Source organism: Parafrankia irregularis (assembly GCF_001536285.1).
GTDB lineage: Bacteria > Actinomycetota > Actinomycetes > Frankiales > Frankiaceae > Parafrankia > Parafrankia irregularis.
This window is the reverse complement of record NZ_FAOZ01000015.1, coordinates 110,749-126,231: the sequence shown is the minus strand read 5'-3', so window position 1 is coordinate 126,231 and position 15,483 is coordinate 110,749. Positions and strand designations below refer to the sequence as shown.

14 protein-coding genes are annotated in these 15,483 nt (G+C 71.2%); 6 read left to right on the top strand and 8 right to left on the bottom strand.

Annotated elements, in window-relative coordinates; genetic code table 11:
* Positions 1 to 63: 63 nt before the first annotated feature.
* The 3 genes from AWX74_RS22080 to hpnH all read left to right on the top strand — a co-directional run bounded on the left by AWX74_RS22080 (position 64) and on the right by hpnH (position 5,646).
* Positions 64 to 2,268 (top strand): terpene cyclase/mutase family protein, encoded by a 2,205-nt coding sequence (locus tag AWX74_RS22080; protein ID WP_091280180.1) that lies wholly within the window; start codon positions 64 to 66, stop codon positions 2,266 to 2,268.
* The gene (gene ispH, locus AWX74_RS22075; protein WP_091280177.1) at positions 2,265 to 4,121 is read left to right on the top strand and encodes a 4-hydroxy-3-methylbut-2-enyl diphosphate reductase; all 1,857 of its coding nucleotides are present in this window, start codon (positions 2,265 to 2,267) and stop codon (positions 4,119 to 4,121) included. Before AWX74_RS22080 ends, ispH begins: the two co-directional genes overlap by 4 nt.
* 517 nt (positions 4,122 to 4,638) lie before the next feature.
* Complete coding sequence (hpnH, locus tag AWX74_RS22070) at positions 4,639 to 5,646, top strand: adenosyl-hopene transferase HpnH (protein ID WP_054564607.1); 1,008 nt, start codon at positions 4,639 to 4,641, stop codon at positions 5,644 to 5,646.
* A 115-nt stretch (positions 5,647 to 5,761) separates the two neighbouring features.
* On the opposite strand, the gene AWX74_RS22065 is transcribed toward hpnH, so the two are convergent.
* Genes AWX74_RS22065 through AWX74_RS22050 form a run of 4 tightly spaced genes read right to left on the bottom strand, consistent with a single transcriptional unit; the run spans position 5,762 to position 8,123 of the window.
* The gene (locus tag AWX74_RS22065; protein ID WP_091280174.1) at positions 5,762 to 6,055 is read right to left on the bottom strand and encodes a cytochrome C oxidase subunit IV family protein; all 294 of its coding nucleotides are present in this window, start codon (positions 6,053 to 6,055) and stop codon (positions 5,762 to 5,764) included.
* Positions 6,056 to 6,058: 3 nt separating this feature from the next.
* Complete coding sequence (locus AWX74_RS22060; protein WP_091280171.1) at positions 6,059 to 6,646, bottom strand: cytochrome c oxidase subunit 3; 588 nt, start codon at positions 6,644 to 6,646, stop codon at positions 6,059 to 6,061.
* A complete protein-coding gene (locus tag AWX74_RS22055) occupies positions 6,643 to 7,419 on the bottom strand; it encodes a hypothetical protein (RefSeq protein WP_091280167.1) in 777 nt (258 codons plus the stop codon). Before AWX74_RS22055 ends, AWX74_RS22060 begins: the two co-directional genes overlap by 4 nt.
* The gene (locus AWX74_RS22050) at positions 7,416 to 8,123 is read right to left on the bottom strand and encodes a hypothetical protein (protein ID WP_091280162.1); all 708 of its coding nucleotides are present in this window, start codon (positions 8,121 to 8,123) and stop codon (positions 7,416 to 7,418) included. Before AWX74_RS22050 ends, AWX74_RS22055 begins: the two co-directional genes overlap by 4 nt.
* Before the next feature lie 152 nt (positions 8,124 to 8,275).
* Here AWX74_RS22050 and AWX74_RS22045 point away from each other — a divergent pair, with 152 nt between their 5' ends.
* Positions 8,276 to 8,923 carry a TetR/AcrR family transcriptional regulator gene (locus tag AWX74_RS22045; protein WP_091280159.1) on the top strand — a complete coding sequence of 216 codons (648 nt, stop codon included), beginning with the start codon at positions 8,276 to 8,278 and terminating at the stop codon, positions 8,921 to 8,923.
* A gap of 83 nt (positions 8,924 to 9,006) precedes the next feature.
* Here AWX74_RS22045 and AWX74_RS22040 read toward each other — a convergent pair whose 3' ends face one another.
* Both AWX74_RS22040 and AWX74_RS22035 read right to left on the bottom strand, forming a co-directional pair.
* Entirely contained in the window at positions 9,007 to 9,675 is a 669-nt protein-coding gene (locus AWX74_RS22040; RefSeq protein WP_054564601.1) for a TetR/AcrR family transcriptional regulator, read from the bottom strand.
* 7 nt (positions 9,676 to 9,682) lie between these two features.
* Positions 9,683 to 11,284: an MDR family MFS transporter gene (locus AWX74_RS22035; RefSeq protein ID WP_091280156.1), complete on the bottom strand. Its 1,602-nt coding sequence runs from the start codon at positions 11,282 to 11,284 to the stop codon at positions 9,683 to 9,685.
* A 403-nt stretch (positions 11,285 to 11,687) separates the two neighbouring features.
* Between AWX74_RS22035 and AWX74_RS22030 the strand changes: the two genes are divergently transcribed.
* Positions 11,688 to 13,160: a glycosyltransferase gene (locus tag AWX74_RS22030; RefSeq protein WP_091280153.1), complete on the top strand. Its 1,473-nt coding sequence runs from the start codon at positions 11,688 to 11,690 to the stop codon at positions 13,158 to 13,160.
* 14 nt (positions 13,161 to 13,174) lie between these two features.
* Here the strand turns inward: AWX74_RS22030 and AWX74_RS22025 are convergent, their stop codons facing one another.
* Positions 13,175 to 13,741, bottom strand: a complete 567-nt coding sequence (locus AWX74_RS22025; protein ID WP_242666349.1) for a class F sortase — start codon at positions 13,739 to 13,741, stop codon at positions 13,175 to 13,177.
* Between the two features lie 221 nt (positions 13,742 to 13,962).
* Entirely contained in the window at positions 13,963 to 14,670 is a 708-nt protein-coding gene (locus tag AWX74_RS22020) for a hypothetical protein (protein WP_091280149.1), read from the bottom strand.
* A gap of 273 nt (positions 14,671 to 14,943) precedes the next feature.
* Between AWX74_RS22020 and AWX74_RS22015 the strand changes: the two genes are divergently transcribed.
* The gene (locus AWX74_RS22015; RefSeq protein WP_091280146.1) at positions 14,944 to 15,462 is read left to right on the top strand and encodes a hypothetical protein; all 519 of its coding nucleotides are present in this window, start codon (positions 14,944 to 14,946) and stop codon (positions 15,460 to 15,462) included.
* Positions 15,463 to 15,483: the final 21 nt, after the last annotated feature.

The window sequence follows — 15,483 nt, the reverse complement described above, 5'->3', positions numbered from 1 at the left end:
CCGGTCGCCCGGCGGTCATTCGCACGACCTGTACCTGCATCTGTACGACGAGGGGAGTCGTCGATGAGCCTGACTTCGGACCAGTCCTCGGCTGCCCCAACGGCCGCGCACCCGACCCCGCAGGTTCCGGCCCCGCAGGTTCCGGCCCCGTCGGCGGCGGCGCCGATGGAGGAGGCCGGGCCGTTCGAGGCCGGCACCGCGGTGCTGACCGGCGCACCACAGCCACAGCCACAGCCCGCCGACGCCCACCGTGACCCGGTGGTCGACACCCTGGCGCGCGGACGCGACCACCTGCTCTCCCTCCAGGCCGACGAAGGCTGGTGGAAGGGCGAGCTGGAAACCAACGTCACCATGGACGCCGAGGACCTCATGCTTCGGCAGTTCCTCGGCATCCTCACGCCGGCCACGGCGCAGGAGACCGGACGCTGGATCCGTTCCCAGCAGCTCCCCGACGGCGGCTGGGCCACCTTCTACGGCGGCCCGTCCGACATCTCGACGACCATCGAGGCCTACGTCGCGCTCCGGCTCGCCGGTGACGATCCGCAGGCCCCGCACATGCGGTCCGCGGCCGAGTGGGTGCGTGCCGCCGGCGGCATCGCCGCGTCCCGGGTGTTCACCCGGATCTGGCTGGCCCTGTTCGGCGAATGGTCCTGGGACGACATCCCGGTGCTGCCCGCGGAGCTGTCCTTCCTGCCGCCCTGGTTCCCGCTGAACATCTACGACTTCGCCTGTTGGGCCCGCCAGACCGTGGTCGCGCTGACGATCGTCGGCTCGCTGCGGCCGGTGCGCTCGCTCGGCTTCACGCTGGACGAGCTGCGGGTCCCGGCTCCGAAGCCGGTGAAGTCCCCGCTGCGCAGCTGGGCCGGGGCGTTCGAGCGGCTCGACGTGGTGCTGCACCGCTACGAGAAGCGGCCCTTCCAGCCGCTGCGCCGCCTCGCGCTGCGCCGCGCGGCCGAGTGGGTGATCGCCCGGCAGGAGGCGGACGGCTGCTGGGGCGGGATCCAGCCGCCCATGGTCTACTCGATCATGGCCCTGCACCTCATGGGCTACCCGCTCAACCACCCGGTGATCTCGATGGCGTTCCGCGCCCTCGACCGGTTCACGATCCGTGAGCAGACCCCGGACGGGATGGTCCGCCGCATCGAGGCGTGCCAGTCACCGGTCTGGGACACCGCGCTCGCGGTCGTCGCGCTGTCCGACGCCGGCCTGCCCGGCGACGACCCGGCCATGGTGCGGGCTGGTCGCTGGCTCGCGGACGAGGAGGTCCGGGTCGCCGGTGACTGGGCGGTGCGCCGCCCCACCCTCGCCCCGGGCGGCTGGGCCTTCGAGTTCGACAACGACTTCTACCCGGACGTCGACGACACCGCCGAGGTGGTCATCGCCATCCACCGCCTGCTCGGGGACGGGCACGGCCCGGTGGATCACTCCGACGGCTCCGGGCCCGGATCGGCGGCAGCGGCCGCGGCCGCCGCGGCGGCGGCTTCGGCCGAGTCCGCCGCGGCCGGCACCATCGCCGCCGCCGACCCGGGGCTCGCCCGTGAGCTGCGTGCCGCCGCGGAGCGGGGCGTCGACTGGTCGGTGGGGATGCGCTCGTCGAACGGAGCCTGGGGCGCCTTCGACGCGGACAACGTCCGCACCCTGGTCACGAAGATCCCGTTCTGTGACTTCGGTGAGGTCGTCGACCCGCCGTCGGCGGACGTCACGGCGCACATGGTCGAGATGCTCGCGCTGCTCGGCCGGGCCGATCACCCGATGACCCAGCGGGCCGTCCGGTGGCTGCTGGACAACCAGGAGGCCGGCGGATCCTGGTTCGGCCGCTGGGGCGTCAACCACGTGTACGGCACGGGTGCCGTGGTGCCGGCGCTGATCTCCGCGGGAGTCAGCGCGAGCCACCCGGCGATCCTCGCGGCCGCGCACTGGCTGGTCGAGCACCAGACATCCGACGGTGGCTGGGGCGAGGACCTGCGCTCCTACCGCGAGGACTCGTGGATCGGACGCGGCGAGCCGACCGCCTCGCAGACCGCCTGGGCGCTGCTGGCGCTGCTGGCCATGGAGCCGGAGCGCGGCAGCGTCGAGTGGGAGTCGATCGAGCGTGGCGTCCGCTGGCTGTGCGACACGCAGCGCGCGGACGGCACCTGGGACGAGCCGCAGTTCACCGGGACGGGCTTCCCCTGGGACTTCTCCATCAACTACCACCTGTACCGGCTGGTCTTCCCGGTGACAGCCCTCGGCCGGTACGTGAGCCTCACCGGGAGGGCGACGCGATGAGCATCCCGGCAGCGGACAACGGCGGCGCGGCCGAGCACGGCGGCGGCGCGCGTTCCTCGAGCTCACGTGACCGTGACAGCCAGGTGACGAACCCGGGGCCGACCACGGTCACGCCGCGGGCGTCGATCCCCGAGCAGGCCGGTGCCGTTCCGCCGGCGGGCGGCCCGTCGCGGGCCGGCGTCGCCTCACCGCTGGCGCTCGCCCGCTGGGTCGAGGCACCGGACACCGTCTCGGAGCTGTCGCTTCCGGCGGATCCCGACGCGCCTGGATCGGGCCCGGCGGGCGCGGCGGGTGCCAAGGGGTCGCCAGTACAGCCGGCTCCGCGCGCGCAACGGCTCGTGGTCGCGGCCGCGCTCCGGCTGGAGGCCTTCGCGATCAGCCGCGCTGACCTGCCCGAGGGAACCACCATCGTGCGGACCGGGATGGGGCCGGACCGCGCGCACCGCGCGAACCGGGTGGTGCGCGAGGCTCGGCCGGACGCACTGGCGATCGTCGGTCTCGCCGGCGGGCTGACCGCCGAGACCCGGCCCGGCGACGTTGTCGTCGCCAGCGAGCTGCGCCTGGCTGACGGAACGGTGGTCGCCACCTGCCCGACAGCGCCGCTGCTCGCCGGTGAGCTGCGGCGCGGTGGCCTGCGGGTTCACGTCGGCCCGATGGTCTCGGTCGAGAAGGTGGCGACCGGCGCGGCCCGGACCGAGCTGGCCGCGACCGGGGCCATCGCGGTGGATATGGAATCCGCGACTCTCGCGCCCGGCGCGGGAGACCGGCCGATCGCGGCGGTCCGCGTGATCGTGGACACTCCCGCCGAACCGCTGGGCAAGCTGGACCTGTTCCGGCGTGGGGTGACCGGTCTGCGCACGATCAGCGCGCTCGGCCCGGCCCTGCGGGCCTGGGTCGACGCCGTGGCCAACCGCCGCCTGCTGCTCGCCGAGCCGCGCGCGTTCTGCGCCGGGGTCGAGCGGGCCATCGAGGTCGTGGAACGCGCGCTGGAACTGCACGGCGCGCCGGTCTACGTGCGCAAGCAGATCGTGCACAACACCCATGTGGTCGCCGACCTGGCCAGCCGGGGTGCGATCTTCGTCGAGGAACTGGACGAGGTCCCGGCCGGGGCCACCGTCGTGTTCTCCGCGCACGGTGTGGCACCCGCGGTCTGGGACCAGGCCGGTGACCGTGGGCTCGACGTCATCGACGCGACCTGCCCGCTGGTGGAGAAGGTGCACGCGGAGGCACGCCGGTTCACCGCCCGCGGCGACACGGTGCTGCTCATCGGGCATTCCGGCCATGAGGAGGTCGAGGGCACCCTCGGCGAGGTGCCGGGCCGGATCCAGCTGGTCGAGTCACCCGAGTCGGTCAAGGACCTGCAGGTCGAGGACCCCGAGCGGGTCACCTACCTGATGCAGACCACGCTGGCCGTGGACGAGGCGGAGGAGGTCGTGGACGCCCTGCGGGTCCGCTTCCCCGCGGTGGTCGGCCCGGGCTCGGCGGACATCTGCTACGCCACGTCCAACCGGCAGAACGCGGTGCGCCGGGTCGCGGCCGAGGCCGATCTCGTCCTGGTCGTGGGTTCGGAGAACAGCTCGAACTCCAAGCGGCTGGTCGAGGTCAGCGAGCGCGACGGGGTGGCGGCCCATCTGGTGGAGAGCGTCGGTGACGTCCAGCTGGAATGGCTGCGCGGGGCGCGCACCATCGGCATCTCGGCCGGGGCGTCGGCTCCGCCGCTGCTCGTCGAGGAGCTGACGGCCGCGTTGTCCGGGCTCGGCTCGGCCTCGGTGACGGTCCGTTCGGTGGGGACGGAGTCGATCTCCTTCCACCTGCCGAAGGAGGTCCGCCGACCGCTTTCAGAACGGAAGTGACGTCGGCGCGCGGAGTTGCGGCTCCCGCGCGCCGTTGGCACCGTTACCGAAGCGTCATCGGCTACCGAAGCACCATCGGCGGCCCGGGTACGAACCTGTACCCGGGCCGCCGACGTGTTCTCCCGCCTGACTGGCGCCCGGGTGGGCCACGGGCCACAGTGTGTTCTCGCGAGATGCGTTCACGAAGGTGCCGCAGATGTCTGTGTCATGAATTTGTCAGGCCGCGCCGGATGCTCCGCGTCACTCGGATCCGAATAGCGCAGGGTGACCATCGTGATTCAAAACGCCGGCGGTTGACTACCCCGAGTGACCTTGCGTCGTTCCGGCATTGCCGATGGACTGTCAAAGTGGCTGGTCGGGCCTTCCGGTGTCCCCGTGAGCGGCTGCGACAGCTTTTGCCCACGTGTGTGCCGGGCCTCATTCCGTGATCGACATGCAGGCTGTACGTACAACCTGTATGGTCGTTCCAAGACCTCGGGTCGCTACTGATGCGGCCGATGAAAGGGGGGCGTGAGCCGTGGCTGTCGCCTGGCGGTACTCACTCCGCGTTGGAACGTATCTGGCGAAGCAGAAGCTGCTCCGCCGGAAGCACTTTCCGCTCGTTCTGGAGCTCGAACCACTGTTCGCCTGCAACCTGTCCTGCACGGGTTGTGGCAAGATCCAGCACCCCGCATCCGTCCTGAAGCAGCGCATGAGCGTTGAGGACGCGCTGGCGGCGGTCGAGGAGTGCGGCGCTCCGGTCGTCGCCATCGCCGGCGGCGAGCCGCTGATGCACCCGCAGATGCACGAGATCGTCAACGAGCTCGTGAAGCGGAAGAAGTTCGTCATCCTCTGCACCAACGGGTTGCTGTTGCAGAAGAAGCTGAAGAACTTCACTCCGTCGCCGTACTTCACCTTCGTGCTGCACATCGACGGCCTGAAGGACCGGCACGACGCGATCGTCGAGAAGCCCGGCACTTTCGACGAGTGCGTCGCTGCCTTCAAGGCCGCGAAGGCCGCCGGCTTCCAGGTCGGCAGCAACTCGACCTTCTTCAACAACGACAGCCCGCAGGACGTCATCGACGTCATCAACTTCCTGAACGACGAGCTCAAGGTCGACCAGATCCAGCTCTCGCCGGGCTACGCCTACGAGAAGGCGCCGGACCAGGAGCACTTCCTGGCGGTCGAGGAGACCCGCCAGATGTTCTCCAAGGTCTTCGGTGACGGCCGTCGCAAGCGGTGGCGTCTGAACCACTCACCGGTGTTCCTGGACTTCCTTGAGGGGAAGAAGGAACTGTCCTGCACCGCGTGGGGAATTCCGAGCTACTCGCTCTTCGGCTGGCAGAAGCCGTGCTACCTCATGTCGGATGGCTACGTGAGCTCCTACAAGGAGCTCGTCGAGACGACCGACTGGGAGGCCTACGGCCGGGGTAAGGACCCGCGTTGCGCCAACTGCATGGCGCACTGTGGCTACGAGACCTCCGCCGTGCTGGCGACCATGGGCTCGCTCAAGGAGTCGATCCGCGCCGCGCGGATGGGCGCCTGACCCTCGAACGAAACGGCGTGGCGTACTGCGCCGGTGCGCCGCAGACCGTGAAGTGACGATGCCGCCTCGACCCGTCCAGGGTCGGGGCGGCATCGCTCTTTTCGGGCGGCGGGGGCTAGGCGACGGCTTTGCCCGCGAAGTACATGCCGAGCAACCCGGCCGCCATGAGCACCACCCACAGATCGGTGAGCCGGCACAGCAGGCGCGGCGCGTGCCGGACCTCCATGAACTCACGCATGATGATGCGAACCTTGACCAGGGCGAGGACGATCGCGCCGACCGTGGCCGAGGTGCTCGCGATCGGGGTGCCGTGATCGTCCGCGGAATGATCGATCCACAGGTAGGCGGCCGTGATGGCCGACAGGACGATCCAGGCGGCGAAAAGCCTCTTGTTCGATGCGCTGAGCACGGATCACCTCGCGACGTAGAGCAGTGCGAAGATCAGGACCCAGAGGAAGTCGACCGTGTGCCAGTAGGTGGCGCAGGTCTCGACCACCTGCTGGTCGCGTCGCCGGGGATCGGCGAGCTGACGGACCACGATGCCGACGACGACGAGTCCGACCATCAGGTGGACGGCGTGGATCGCGGTGAGGAAGAAGTAGTGCGTGAAGAACTCGCCGCTGGTCAGGGTGTGGCCCGCGGTTATGTGCCCGGCCCACTCCGCGATCTTGAGGGCGAGGAAGAGCAGACCCAGCGCGGCGGTGACGCAGGCGTCCCGCACGGCCGCCCGGTAACGGCCCGCGCGTGCGTTCTGGACGCAGCGGGCGACCGACCACGAGCTCGTCAGCAGGACGATGGTGTCGATGATCCCGAGCCAGAGGTCGAGGTGTGCCTGCTCCTGGAGAAAGGCCGCCTCGTGCTGGGCACGGTAGAAGAGGTACACGCCGAAGTAGGACGTGAAGATGAGGGACTCGACGAGAACGAGGACCCACATGTCCGGCTGGCCGGGCACCCGCCGGGCCTTCGCCGCCTCGACGGGCGGCGCCTGCGTGGTCGTCATGAGGCCGCCTCCGCCGCCGCCGTGTTCCGGCGGGTCTGCCTGGGCGGGAGGTCGGGCAGCGGGCCGGTACCGAAGTCCTCGCGGATGATCACGTTTCGCAGCAGGTTGATGAAGACGCCGGTGTAGATCCCGAAGACGACCACATTGATCCACCAGGCGATCAGACCGTTCCAGGCGAAGACGCCGCGGTCGAAGATCCAGGCCGGTGCGACGACGACCTCGGTGACGGCGTTGCAGAGGTTCAGGTAGCCGAACCACTTCGGGAAGACCCGGTTGCGGTCGAGGAGAATCGCGGCCATCCACACCAGGGAGCCGACGAGGAAGACGCCCATGGTGCCGGAGAACGACAGGAATCCGAGGTCGTAGAGCCACTGCTGCAACCGTGGGTCGCGTTCCGGCCGCATGGCTCCGGCGGTCAGCGCCACGCAGATGAACAGGAAGCCCGGGACCGCGCTCACCGAGTAGAGAATCAGGTAGGAGTAGGCGAACGCGCGGCTGACCGACATCCGCCGGATCGTGTAGGTGATCAGGGCGATGGACGTCGCCGAGAGGCCGCCGAGAACGAAGATCAGCGCGAGTCCCACGAGCAGCCCGTCATGATGGCTCGCGAACCATCCGGGGACCTCGGCCGCGGTGTACGACGGGCTGCCGGGTGGCTGGGTGCGGGTGAGCACGAAGAAGACGACCGTGTACAGCTGGTAGAACGCGAGTACCGCGAACCACATCAGCCAGAGCTCACGCTTCGGGTTGTCGCCCCGGGCGAAGGGCCTCATGCGGTGGCCTCGGCCGCGGCGCCGTCACGCGGTACCGCCCGCGCCAGAACGATCGACATCACGATGATCCAGAGTGCAATGGCACTGTTCCGGACCCAGAACGCCAGGAATCCGTCCCAGGCGAAAACGCCGTTGTGCGCCAGGCCCGCGAAACCGGCCGGAACAAGCGCGACCGCGACCGCGACGTTGAAATGCGCGATCCATGTCCGGAAGACCGGGGTCTCCTGCCGATCCAGGTAGATGGCGACCGCCAGGAAAAGGCTCTGCGCCACCAGAAAAGGAACTCCGCAGGTCAGTGTGATCCAGGCGAGGTCGTTGTAGAGCTGGGTGAGCTCCGGTGCGCGCTCGGGCCGGAAGGCCGCCAGGAGCCAGAACACGCTCGCGGTGAGAAAGGCGATGGGTGCTGCGCCGGCGCAGCCGATCATGCAGTAGCGCAGGACCGGGGTTCGCTGTGTCATACCGCGCATCCGCTCCACGATCAGCATCAGGATCGGGATCAGCGCCACGCAGAACCAGTTGAAAACAATCATGCTGTAGCGGACGCGGGCGGTGTTTTCGCGGTAGAAGGCCGCGACCTCGTCGGCTGAGGAGCGCGGCGACATCGGTGGTAGAAAACCGGGGAAGAGGAAAAACGCGGCGACCCACAGGACCGCGGCTGCGGGCAGCGTCCATAAGATGATCCGCTCGCCGTTCACAGGTCTCATGGGGCGGCAGAGTAGTCGATCGGCTATCCAGCTGTCTAGCTGATCGGCTATCCGGCCCGGGCGGCCGGCAACAAATGCAGGTCACCGGGCCTGGGGCGGTCGACTAGCTGACCGGCTATCCAGCTGTTTCGCCGGGCAACTAGCCTGGGGCGATGCGCCCGACGACCACGGCCCGGCCTGCCGTCCGCCTGGCTGAGATCAGCTACAGCCCGGCGCAGGTCCGCGTCCTCACCGCCGCCCTCGACCTCTTTGCCGACAACGGGGTCGCCGGCACCACGCTGCAGATGATCGCCGACCGGATGGGGGTCACGAAGGCGGCGATCTACCACCAGTTCAGGACCAAGGAAGAGATCGTCATCGCCACGGCCGACTACCATTCGGTCCCGCTTGAGGCCGCCGTCGAGCGGGCCGAGGCGGCGCAGGACCGGGTCGAGGCGCGTCGAGTGCTGCTACAGCAGCTGATCGACTTCGCGGTGCGAAACCGCGCGGGGGTCAGCGCGTGGCGCGGTGACCCGGTGATGACGCGGATCCTCATGAAGCATGAGCCGTTCCGCGGGCTGACGGAGCGCATCTACACGCTGCTCGTCAACGAGGACGCCGGCGCGGTCGGCGTGGACGCCGGCGCCGTCCGCGCCGACCGCCTCGGCGAGGAGCGCGAGAACGACTCGCGCATCCCCGCCGCGATACTGGTCGGGGTCATCACCGCGGTCGGCCAGCCCGGCCTCGCCGCGATCGATCCGCAGATCCTGCGGGAACAGGTCTTCCGCTACGCCTGCCGCCTGCTGAACCTGCCCGACTGAGCCGCTCGGCGGACGGAGGCACCCGACCGACTGAACCGCCCGGGTGGGGGGTCAGTCGTCGGTGGGGAGTCAGTCGTCAGGCATCAGACGTGGCCATGTGGGGCGCCGGCGCTGACCGCTGGCTGGTCGGCCAGGTCGCCGCCACGGCGACCGAGACCGCGCAGCAGGCGGTCCAGCACGATCCCGACCTCGGTCCGGGCCCGGTCGGGATCCGCGGCCCGCGCGGTGTAGAGGCTCGCCTCGGACAGCAGCGCCGCGACCAGCCGGGTGAGCGGAGCGACCGGCAGCGGATCGATGCGGCCCTCGGCCGCCGCCCGCTCGAGCCACTCGGAGAGCAGCCGGTAGCCGTGCTGCTCGACCAACTGGTCCCAGGCGTCGTTACCGAGGACCGCCGGGCCGTCGATGAGCACGATGCGCTGGAAGTCACTGTCCGTGGTCGAGATGTCGAGCAGGGACTGGAAGCCCGTGCGCAGCTGCGTCCAGGCGTCGCTGGGCAGCTCGGCACCGCGGGCGAGCTCACCCGCGACAAGCTGCTCGGCGACCTCCATGGCGACCTGTTCCATCACGGTCCGGAACAGGTCGGCCTTGTCCCGGAAGTGGTGGTACAGCGCTCCTCGGGTGACCCGTGCGTCCGCGACTATCTCTTCGGTGCCGGTGGCGGCATAGCCCTGTTCGGCGAACCTGCGGCGGGCCGCAGCCAGCAGTACCTGACGGGTATCGCCCGTCTGTTCGGGCCGACGGCTGCGTGTCACCCCTTGATTATGGTGCAGGTTCTGGCGATGCACCGGCCGTCGGCCGCCAGGCGGCCAGTTCCACATCCGGATCGAGACCGTCGTCGTGGCGGTCGCGGGCCGGCAGCTTCGTCATTACACGTTCGACCGTCTCAACCCCCGCGCCGGACCTCAGCTGCACCTCGGGGATGAACAGGACCGTGAGCAGCGCCAACACAGCCAGCGGGACGCAGATCAGGAAGACATCCGCGACGCCCAGGCCGTAGGCGTGATGCACGACCGAGGCCACCGCGTCGGGCAGCCTGGACGGGTCGGGTACGGAGCGTCCGTCCCCAAGAGTGTCGGCGGGAAGACCGTTTGCGCGCAGCCCGGAGATCGTGGCGTTGCTGACGTGGGTGCTGAGCACCGCGCCGAGGGCCGCCACACCGGCCGAGCCGCCGAGGCTGCGGAAGAACGCCACGGCCGAGCTCGTGGACCCCAGATCCGCCGCGGAGGCGGAGTTCTGGGCGGCGAGCACCAGGTTCTGCTGCACCATTCCGAGCCCCGCGCCCATCAGGCAGGCGAACAGCGACACCGTCACCAGCGGCGTGTGGTCGCTGACGGTGCCGAGCAGGCCCAGGCCCGCGCCGATGAGGATCGTTCCCAGGACCAGGAAGCGCTTCCAGCGGCCCGTCTCGGTGATGATGCGCCCCGCGATCAGGGAGGCGATCGCCAGGCCGCCGACCATCGGGATGGTGAGCAGGCCCGACAGCGTCGGGCTCTTGCCCCGGCCCAGCTGGTAGTACTGGCTGAACAGCAGGTTGGCGCTGTACATCACGGTGCCGACGCAGGCGCTGGCGATGATCGTGAGAACGATGGTCCGGTCGCGGAAGAGTCGCAGCGGGACGATCGGCTCCTTCGCTCGCGCCTCGACCGCCACGGCGACCGCGAGCAGGGCCAGACCGCCGCCGAGCAGGAGCGCGGACTGACCCGAGACCCAGCCGAAGCTCGACCCCGCGAGGGACGTCCAGATGAGCAGGCAGCTGACGCCGGCGGCGATCAGCGTCGCGCCGAGGTAGTCGATGGAGACGTCGCGGCGCACGGACGGCAGCTGCAGCGTGCGCTGGAGCACCACGAACGCGACCACGGCGATGGGCAGGCCCAGGTAGAAGCAGGCACGCCAGCCCAGCCCGGGGACGTCGACGATCACGCCGCCGATCAGCGGGCCGCTGATGGTGGCGACGGCGAACGTCGCGCCCAGGTAGCCGCTGTAGCGGCCCCGCTCCCGCGGAGCGATCATGCCGGCCATCGCGATCTGCACCAGAGCGGACAGCCCGCCGACGCCGATGCCCTGCACCACCCGGAAGGAGATGAGCATGGTGGTGGACGTCGAGATCCCGGCGAGCACCGAGCCCAGGACGAAGATCGTGAGCGCGGTCTGGACGAGGAGCTTGCGGTTGAACAGATCCGCCAGCTTGCCCCAGATCGGTGTGGTGGCGGTCATCGCGAGCAGCGTCGCCGTGACCACCCAGGTGTAGCTGGTCGAGCTGCCGTGCAGATCAGAGATGATCTTTGGTAGGGCGTTCGTCACGACCGTCGACGAGATCATGGCGACGAACAGGGCGAGCAGCAGGCCGGTGAGGGCCAGCATGGTCTCCCGGTGCGTCAGCCCGGCCGGGCTGGCTTTCCGCTGGCGCAGCTCCTCCGGTGTGTCCCTGCGGGTCTTCGGCGCGCGCTCGGCCGCGCTGGGTCTGTGGCCGCCCGGCAGGTCGGGCGAAGTCGTCGAGGTCGACGTGACGAACCTCCCTTGGTTGGTTCATACAACTAAATTTAGTAAAGCATCTGTCTGAGTCGATAGCGAGCCCAAAACCGAAAATCAGGGCCCTTCTCGGTGTGAGCTTGCGCTCGCGCAACCCCGTTCGGAGCCCGTTCGGAGCCCAGGCGGACTGGGGGAAGGCGGGTGTAACAGCGCCGTGGCGCACCAGCCGGGACGGTGCGGGATTGATCCGTCCTGGCGAGTTCGGGGGTCGTGGCCGTGTGGCATCCTGCCTGGCGTGCTTCCACTGCTGGTGATCGCGCTGATCTCGCTCGCTTCGTGGGTCTTTCTGGCGCTGGGCTGGGGGTTCTTCTGGCGCACGGATCAGCGGCTGCCGCGTGTCGACGGGGCGGAACCGTCCGGCGAGTGGCCGTCGGTCGTCGCGGTGGTCCCCGCCCGGGACGAGGCCGACGTGCTGCCCCTCACGCTGCCCTCGCTACTGACCCAGGATTACCCCGGCCCGCTGAGCATCGTCCTGGTGGACGACGCCAGTACGGACGGGACGGGCGAGATCGCCCAGAAGCTGGCCGCGCAGGCCGCGGCCGACCGCCCGAACGGCGCGGGCCTGAACGGCGCGGGCCTGAACGGCGCGGGCCTGAACGGCGCGGGCCTGAACGGCGCGGGCCTGAACGGCGCGGGCCTGAACGGTGCCGGCCTGGACGGTGCCGGCTCGGGGGGCGCGGTGACACTGACCGTCATCGGGTCCAGTGAGCCGCCCGCCGGCTGGACCGGCAAGCTCTGGGCGCTCCGGCACGGCGTCGCCGCGGCCGGCCCGGTGGACTTCCTGCTGCTCACGGACGCTGACATCGGCCATGAACCGGGCTCGGTCCGCGCGCTGGTCCGGGCGGCGACCGACCAGCGGCTGGATCTCGTCTCGCAGATGGCCAAGCTGCGGGTCAGCACCGGCTGGGAGAAGCTGATCGTCCCGGCCTTCGTTTATTTCTTCGCGATGCTCTATCCGTTCCGGCGGTCGAACAATCCGCGGTCACGGGTCGCCGCGGCGGCCGGGGGATGTTCCCTCGTCCGCCGGCGGGCGCTGATCGAGGCCGGTGGCATCGAGGCGATCCGGGACGCCGTGATCGACGATGTCACGCTCGCTCGGCTGATCAAGAACAAGCGCGGGCGAACCTGGCTTGGGCTCGCGGACCACGTGTCCAGCCGCCGGCCGTACCCGCGTCTGGCGGACCTGTGGGACATGGTGGCGCGCACCGCCTACGCGCAGCTCTTCTGGTCTCCGCTGCTGCTGGTCGGCACCGTGTTCGGGCTCGCCGTGGTCTTCGTGGCGCCGGTGGCCGCGACCGTGGTCGGGATCGCCGCGGGTGACGTCGCGGTCGCCGCCGCCGGCCTGCTGGCCTGGTCGATCATGATCACCACCTACACGCCGATGCTGCGGTACTACGGCCAGCCGGCGCGCAGCGCACTCGCGCTGCCCTTCACCGCCGCGCTCTATCTCGCCATGACCATCGACTCCGCCCGCCGGCACCGGGCCGGCCGGGGCGCCGCGTGGAAGGGGCGCACCTACGCGGCCCCCGAAGGAAAGCGGGCCGGCCAGCGCGTCGAGCCGGCGGCGCAGGCAGGGAACGTCGTCCGCCAGCGCGCGGACGAGAACACCGAGACCACCGGGACTGCGCAGCAGCCTGAGGGCGGCCCCGTCCCGGACCGGGCTGATGGTCGCATCGAGGCCGGCCGGCGGACCGGCGAGGAGCCCTGACCCGGCCGGCCGGGTCAGGGCAGGTCGGCGAACACCACCAGGTTGTCCCGGTAGCTTGACCGGGCCCGGTCGAAGACACCGCCGCAGGTGATCAGTCGCAGCTCCGGCGCGCCGGTGGGGCCGTACACCTCGGCGGCGGGCAGGGCATCCTTCGGGAACCAGGCCCGCCGGCGCACCACGAAGACCGCGGACGAACCGTCGGCCCGCTCGACCTCCACGCGATCACCGGCGACGAGCTCCCGCAGGCGGAAGAACACCGCCGGGCCGGTCCGCGAATCCACGTGGCCGGCGATCACCGCTGTGCCCGGCTCGCCCGGCTCCGGGCCGGCGGCGTTCCACCCGGTCTCCTCGAACCTGGACGGGGCTCGCAGCCGTCCACTGTCGTCGAGGGTCAGCGACACGACGGGCGCGGAGACGCTGATCGCCGGGATCCGGACCCGCACCGGTTCGGCGACCTGGCCCGCGCCCAGGCCTGTGCTCGTCCGTGCGGCTGTGCCCGGGGTGGGGCCGGCCGCGGCCCGCGTGCCGCCGGTGGGGGCCGCGTCCCCCACCGGCCGGCTGGCCGGAACGGTCCCGCTCACCGATGGTGCGGCCGGCCGTTCCGCCGGCCGCGCACCGCAGCACACCGACCAGGGAAGCAGAACTGCGAGCGCCGCCGCGGGCAGCCAGCGTCGCCGCCGTGCCCCGGCCCTCGCGCCCGGTTCCGCCGTGCCCCGGCCTTCGCGCCCGGATCCGGCCACGCCTTGAGGTCTCGCCCCGCTTCTGCCCCGGGGCGCGTGACCGGCTCCCGTTCTGGCCACGATCAGCCGTTCACCCCGGCCCGGCGCCGCCGTAGGCCGAGGCCGGTGAGCGTGGCGCCGACGGCGGCGAGTGCGCCGAGGCCAGCGCCGCCCGCGGCCGGTGCGAGACCTGTCTGGCCGGCCGCGTCGGTCGCGCCGGCCCGGCCGGCCGCGAGGGTGGCGGGTGCGGTCGCTGTGCCTGTGCCTGTGCCTGTGCCCGTGTCTGTGCGCGCTGTGCCGCCGGCGCCCGTGTCGACGCCGCCGACCGGAAGGGCCGAGTCGCCGTCGAGGGCCGCGTCGGCGCAGCGGCGACGGGCCGCGGCCTGCTCCGCCGGGGAGGCCCCCGCACCTGCCTGATCGCAGGTGGGCGCGACCACCACCTCCGCCGGTACCGGGGCGGCGTCTCGCACCGTGGGCAACGGCGCTTCGGCCCGGGGGCTGGGGATGGTGGTGGCCCCGGCGGCCGCCTCACCGGCGCTGACGGGAACCGACGGCGGGGCCGCGGCCTGCCCGGCTACCGAGGCCGGCCTGGGTGCCGGGCTGGGGGTGGCTGTGGTGCCCGTGGCGTGTGCGGCACCAGCGCCGGCACCGACCAGCGCCGCGGCCAGCCCGACCGTGCCCAGCAGCCTGGATCCGGCCCGCGGCACCCTGCGCCCCGCGGCACTCCGGCCGTGCCCGGTGCCGGTGCGCCGATGAACCGCGCGATCGTCAGCATCAGCGTTGTGACCCATCGAGTCATGACCTCGCTTCGGTAGTCCCGTGCCGCGGCGACCCCCGGCATGGGAACGACGCTCGTCGCTGACCGTGGGTTGGGGGTGAGCCACCGGTGAGAGCCTTCTCATCGGCTCCGGCTCCGGCTCCGACTCCGACTCCGGCTCCGGGCTGGCTCCGGCCCCGGAGCCAGCCGGCGAGTCCGCGGCGCCCTGACGGAGTGTCCGCGGCGCGGTGCCGGAGAAGCGTGTGTGGTGGAGACGTTTGTGAACATCCCGTTAGCCTTTGTGGCTATGAGGCGCATTCGGCGTGACGGGCGCCACCGGCCGGCCACCCGAGTCCGTGCCACCTCCAGGGAGATCCGCCGCAGGCTGCCGACGGCGGCCCCGGGCGTCGTGCTGGCCGCGGTGGTCGCGGCGGCGATCGTCGTACCCGGGTTCGGAGTCGCGGTCACCGGCGGCAGCATGCCGCCGCCGCCTGATCTCGGCGGCCCGATCCTGCTGCCCGCGGGCGCCCCGACGCCGACACCGAGGCCGGGCGGTGTCTCCGCCGAGCCGGTGCCGGTGCGGCCCGAGGAGGTGCCCGGCGCCGTGCTGGACGAGGACGCTCGGCGTCGGCTCGCGGAGATGGTCGAGTCGCGCCAGGGCACGGAGGAGCTGGCGCGTGCTGGCGCCGTCGGCGGAGTCCCGGCGGTGACCGTCCGCCCGCTGCCGGCCGCCGTGGCGCCCGAGCAGTCGGCGGCGCCCGAGCCGGCGGCCGGGCCCGAGCCGGCGGTCACGGTGCCGCCCCCGCGGGCCAGCTCGACCCCGTGACCGAGCTGTTCACGACGCGGA

Bases quoted from the DNA above. Each gene is read 5' to 3' on its own strand.
- AWX74_RS22080 (WP_091280180.1), top strand. From the start codon at position 64: ATGAGCCTGACTTCGGACCAGTCCTCGGCTGCCCCAACGGCCGCGCAC.
- ispH (WP_091280177.1), top strand. From the start codon at position 2,265: ATGAGCATCCCGGCAGCGGACAACGGCGGCGCGGCCGAGCACGGCGGC.
- AWX74_RS22060 (WP_091280171.1), bottom strand. From the start codon at position 6,646: ATGACGACCACGCAGGCGCCGCCCGTCGAGGCGGCGAAGGCCCGGCGG.
- AWX74_RS22055 (WP_091280167.1), bottom strand. From the start codon at position 7,419: ATGAGGCCCTTCGCCCGGGGCGACAACCCGAAGCGTGAGCTCTGGCTG.
- AWX74_RS22050 (WP_091280162.1), bottom strand. From the start codon at position 8,123: ATGAGACCTGTGAACGGCGAGCGGATCATCTTATGGACGCTGCCCGCA.
- AWX74_RS22045 (WP_091280159.1), top strand. From the start codon at position 8,276: ATGCGCCCGACGACCACGGCCCGGCCTGCCGTCCGCCTGGCTGAGATC.
- AWX74_RS22035 (WP_091280156.1), bottom strand. From the start codon at position 11,284: ATGCTGGCCCTCACCGGCCTGCTGCTCGCCCTGTTCGTCGCCATGATC.
- AWX74_RS22020 (WP_091280149.1), bottom strand. From the start codon at position 14,670: ATGGGTCACAACGCTGATGCTGACGATCGCGCGGTTCATCGGCGCACC.
- AWX74_RS22015 (WP_091280146.1), top strand. From the start codon at position 14,944: ATGAGGCGCATTCGGCGTGACGGGCGCCACCGGCCGGCCACCCGAGTC.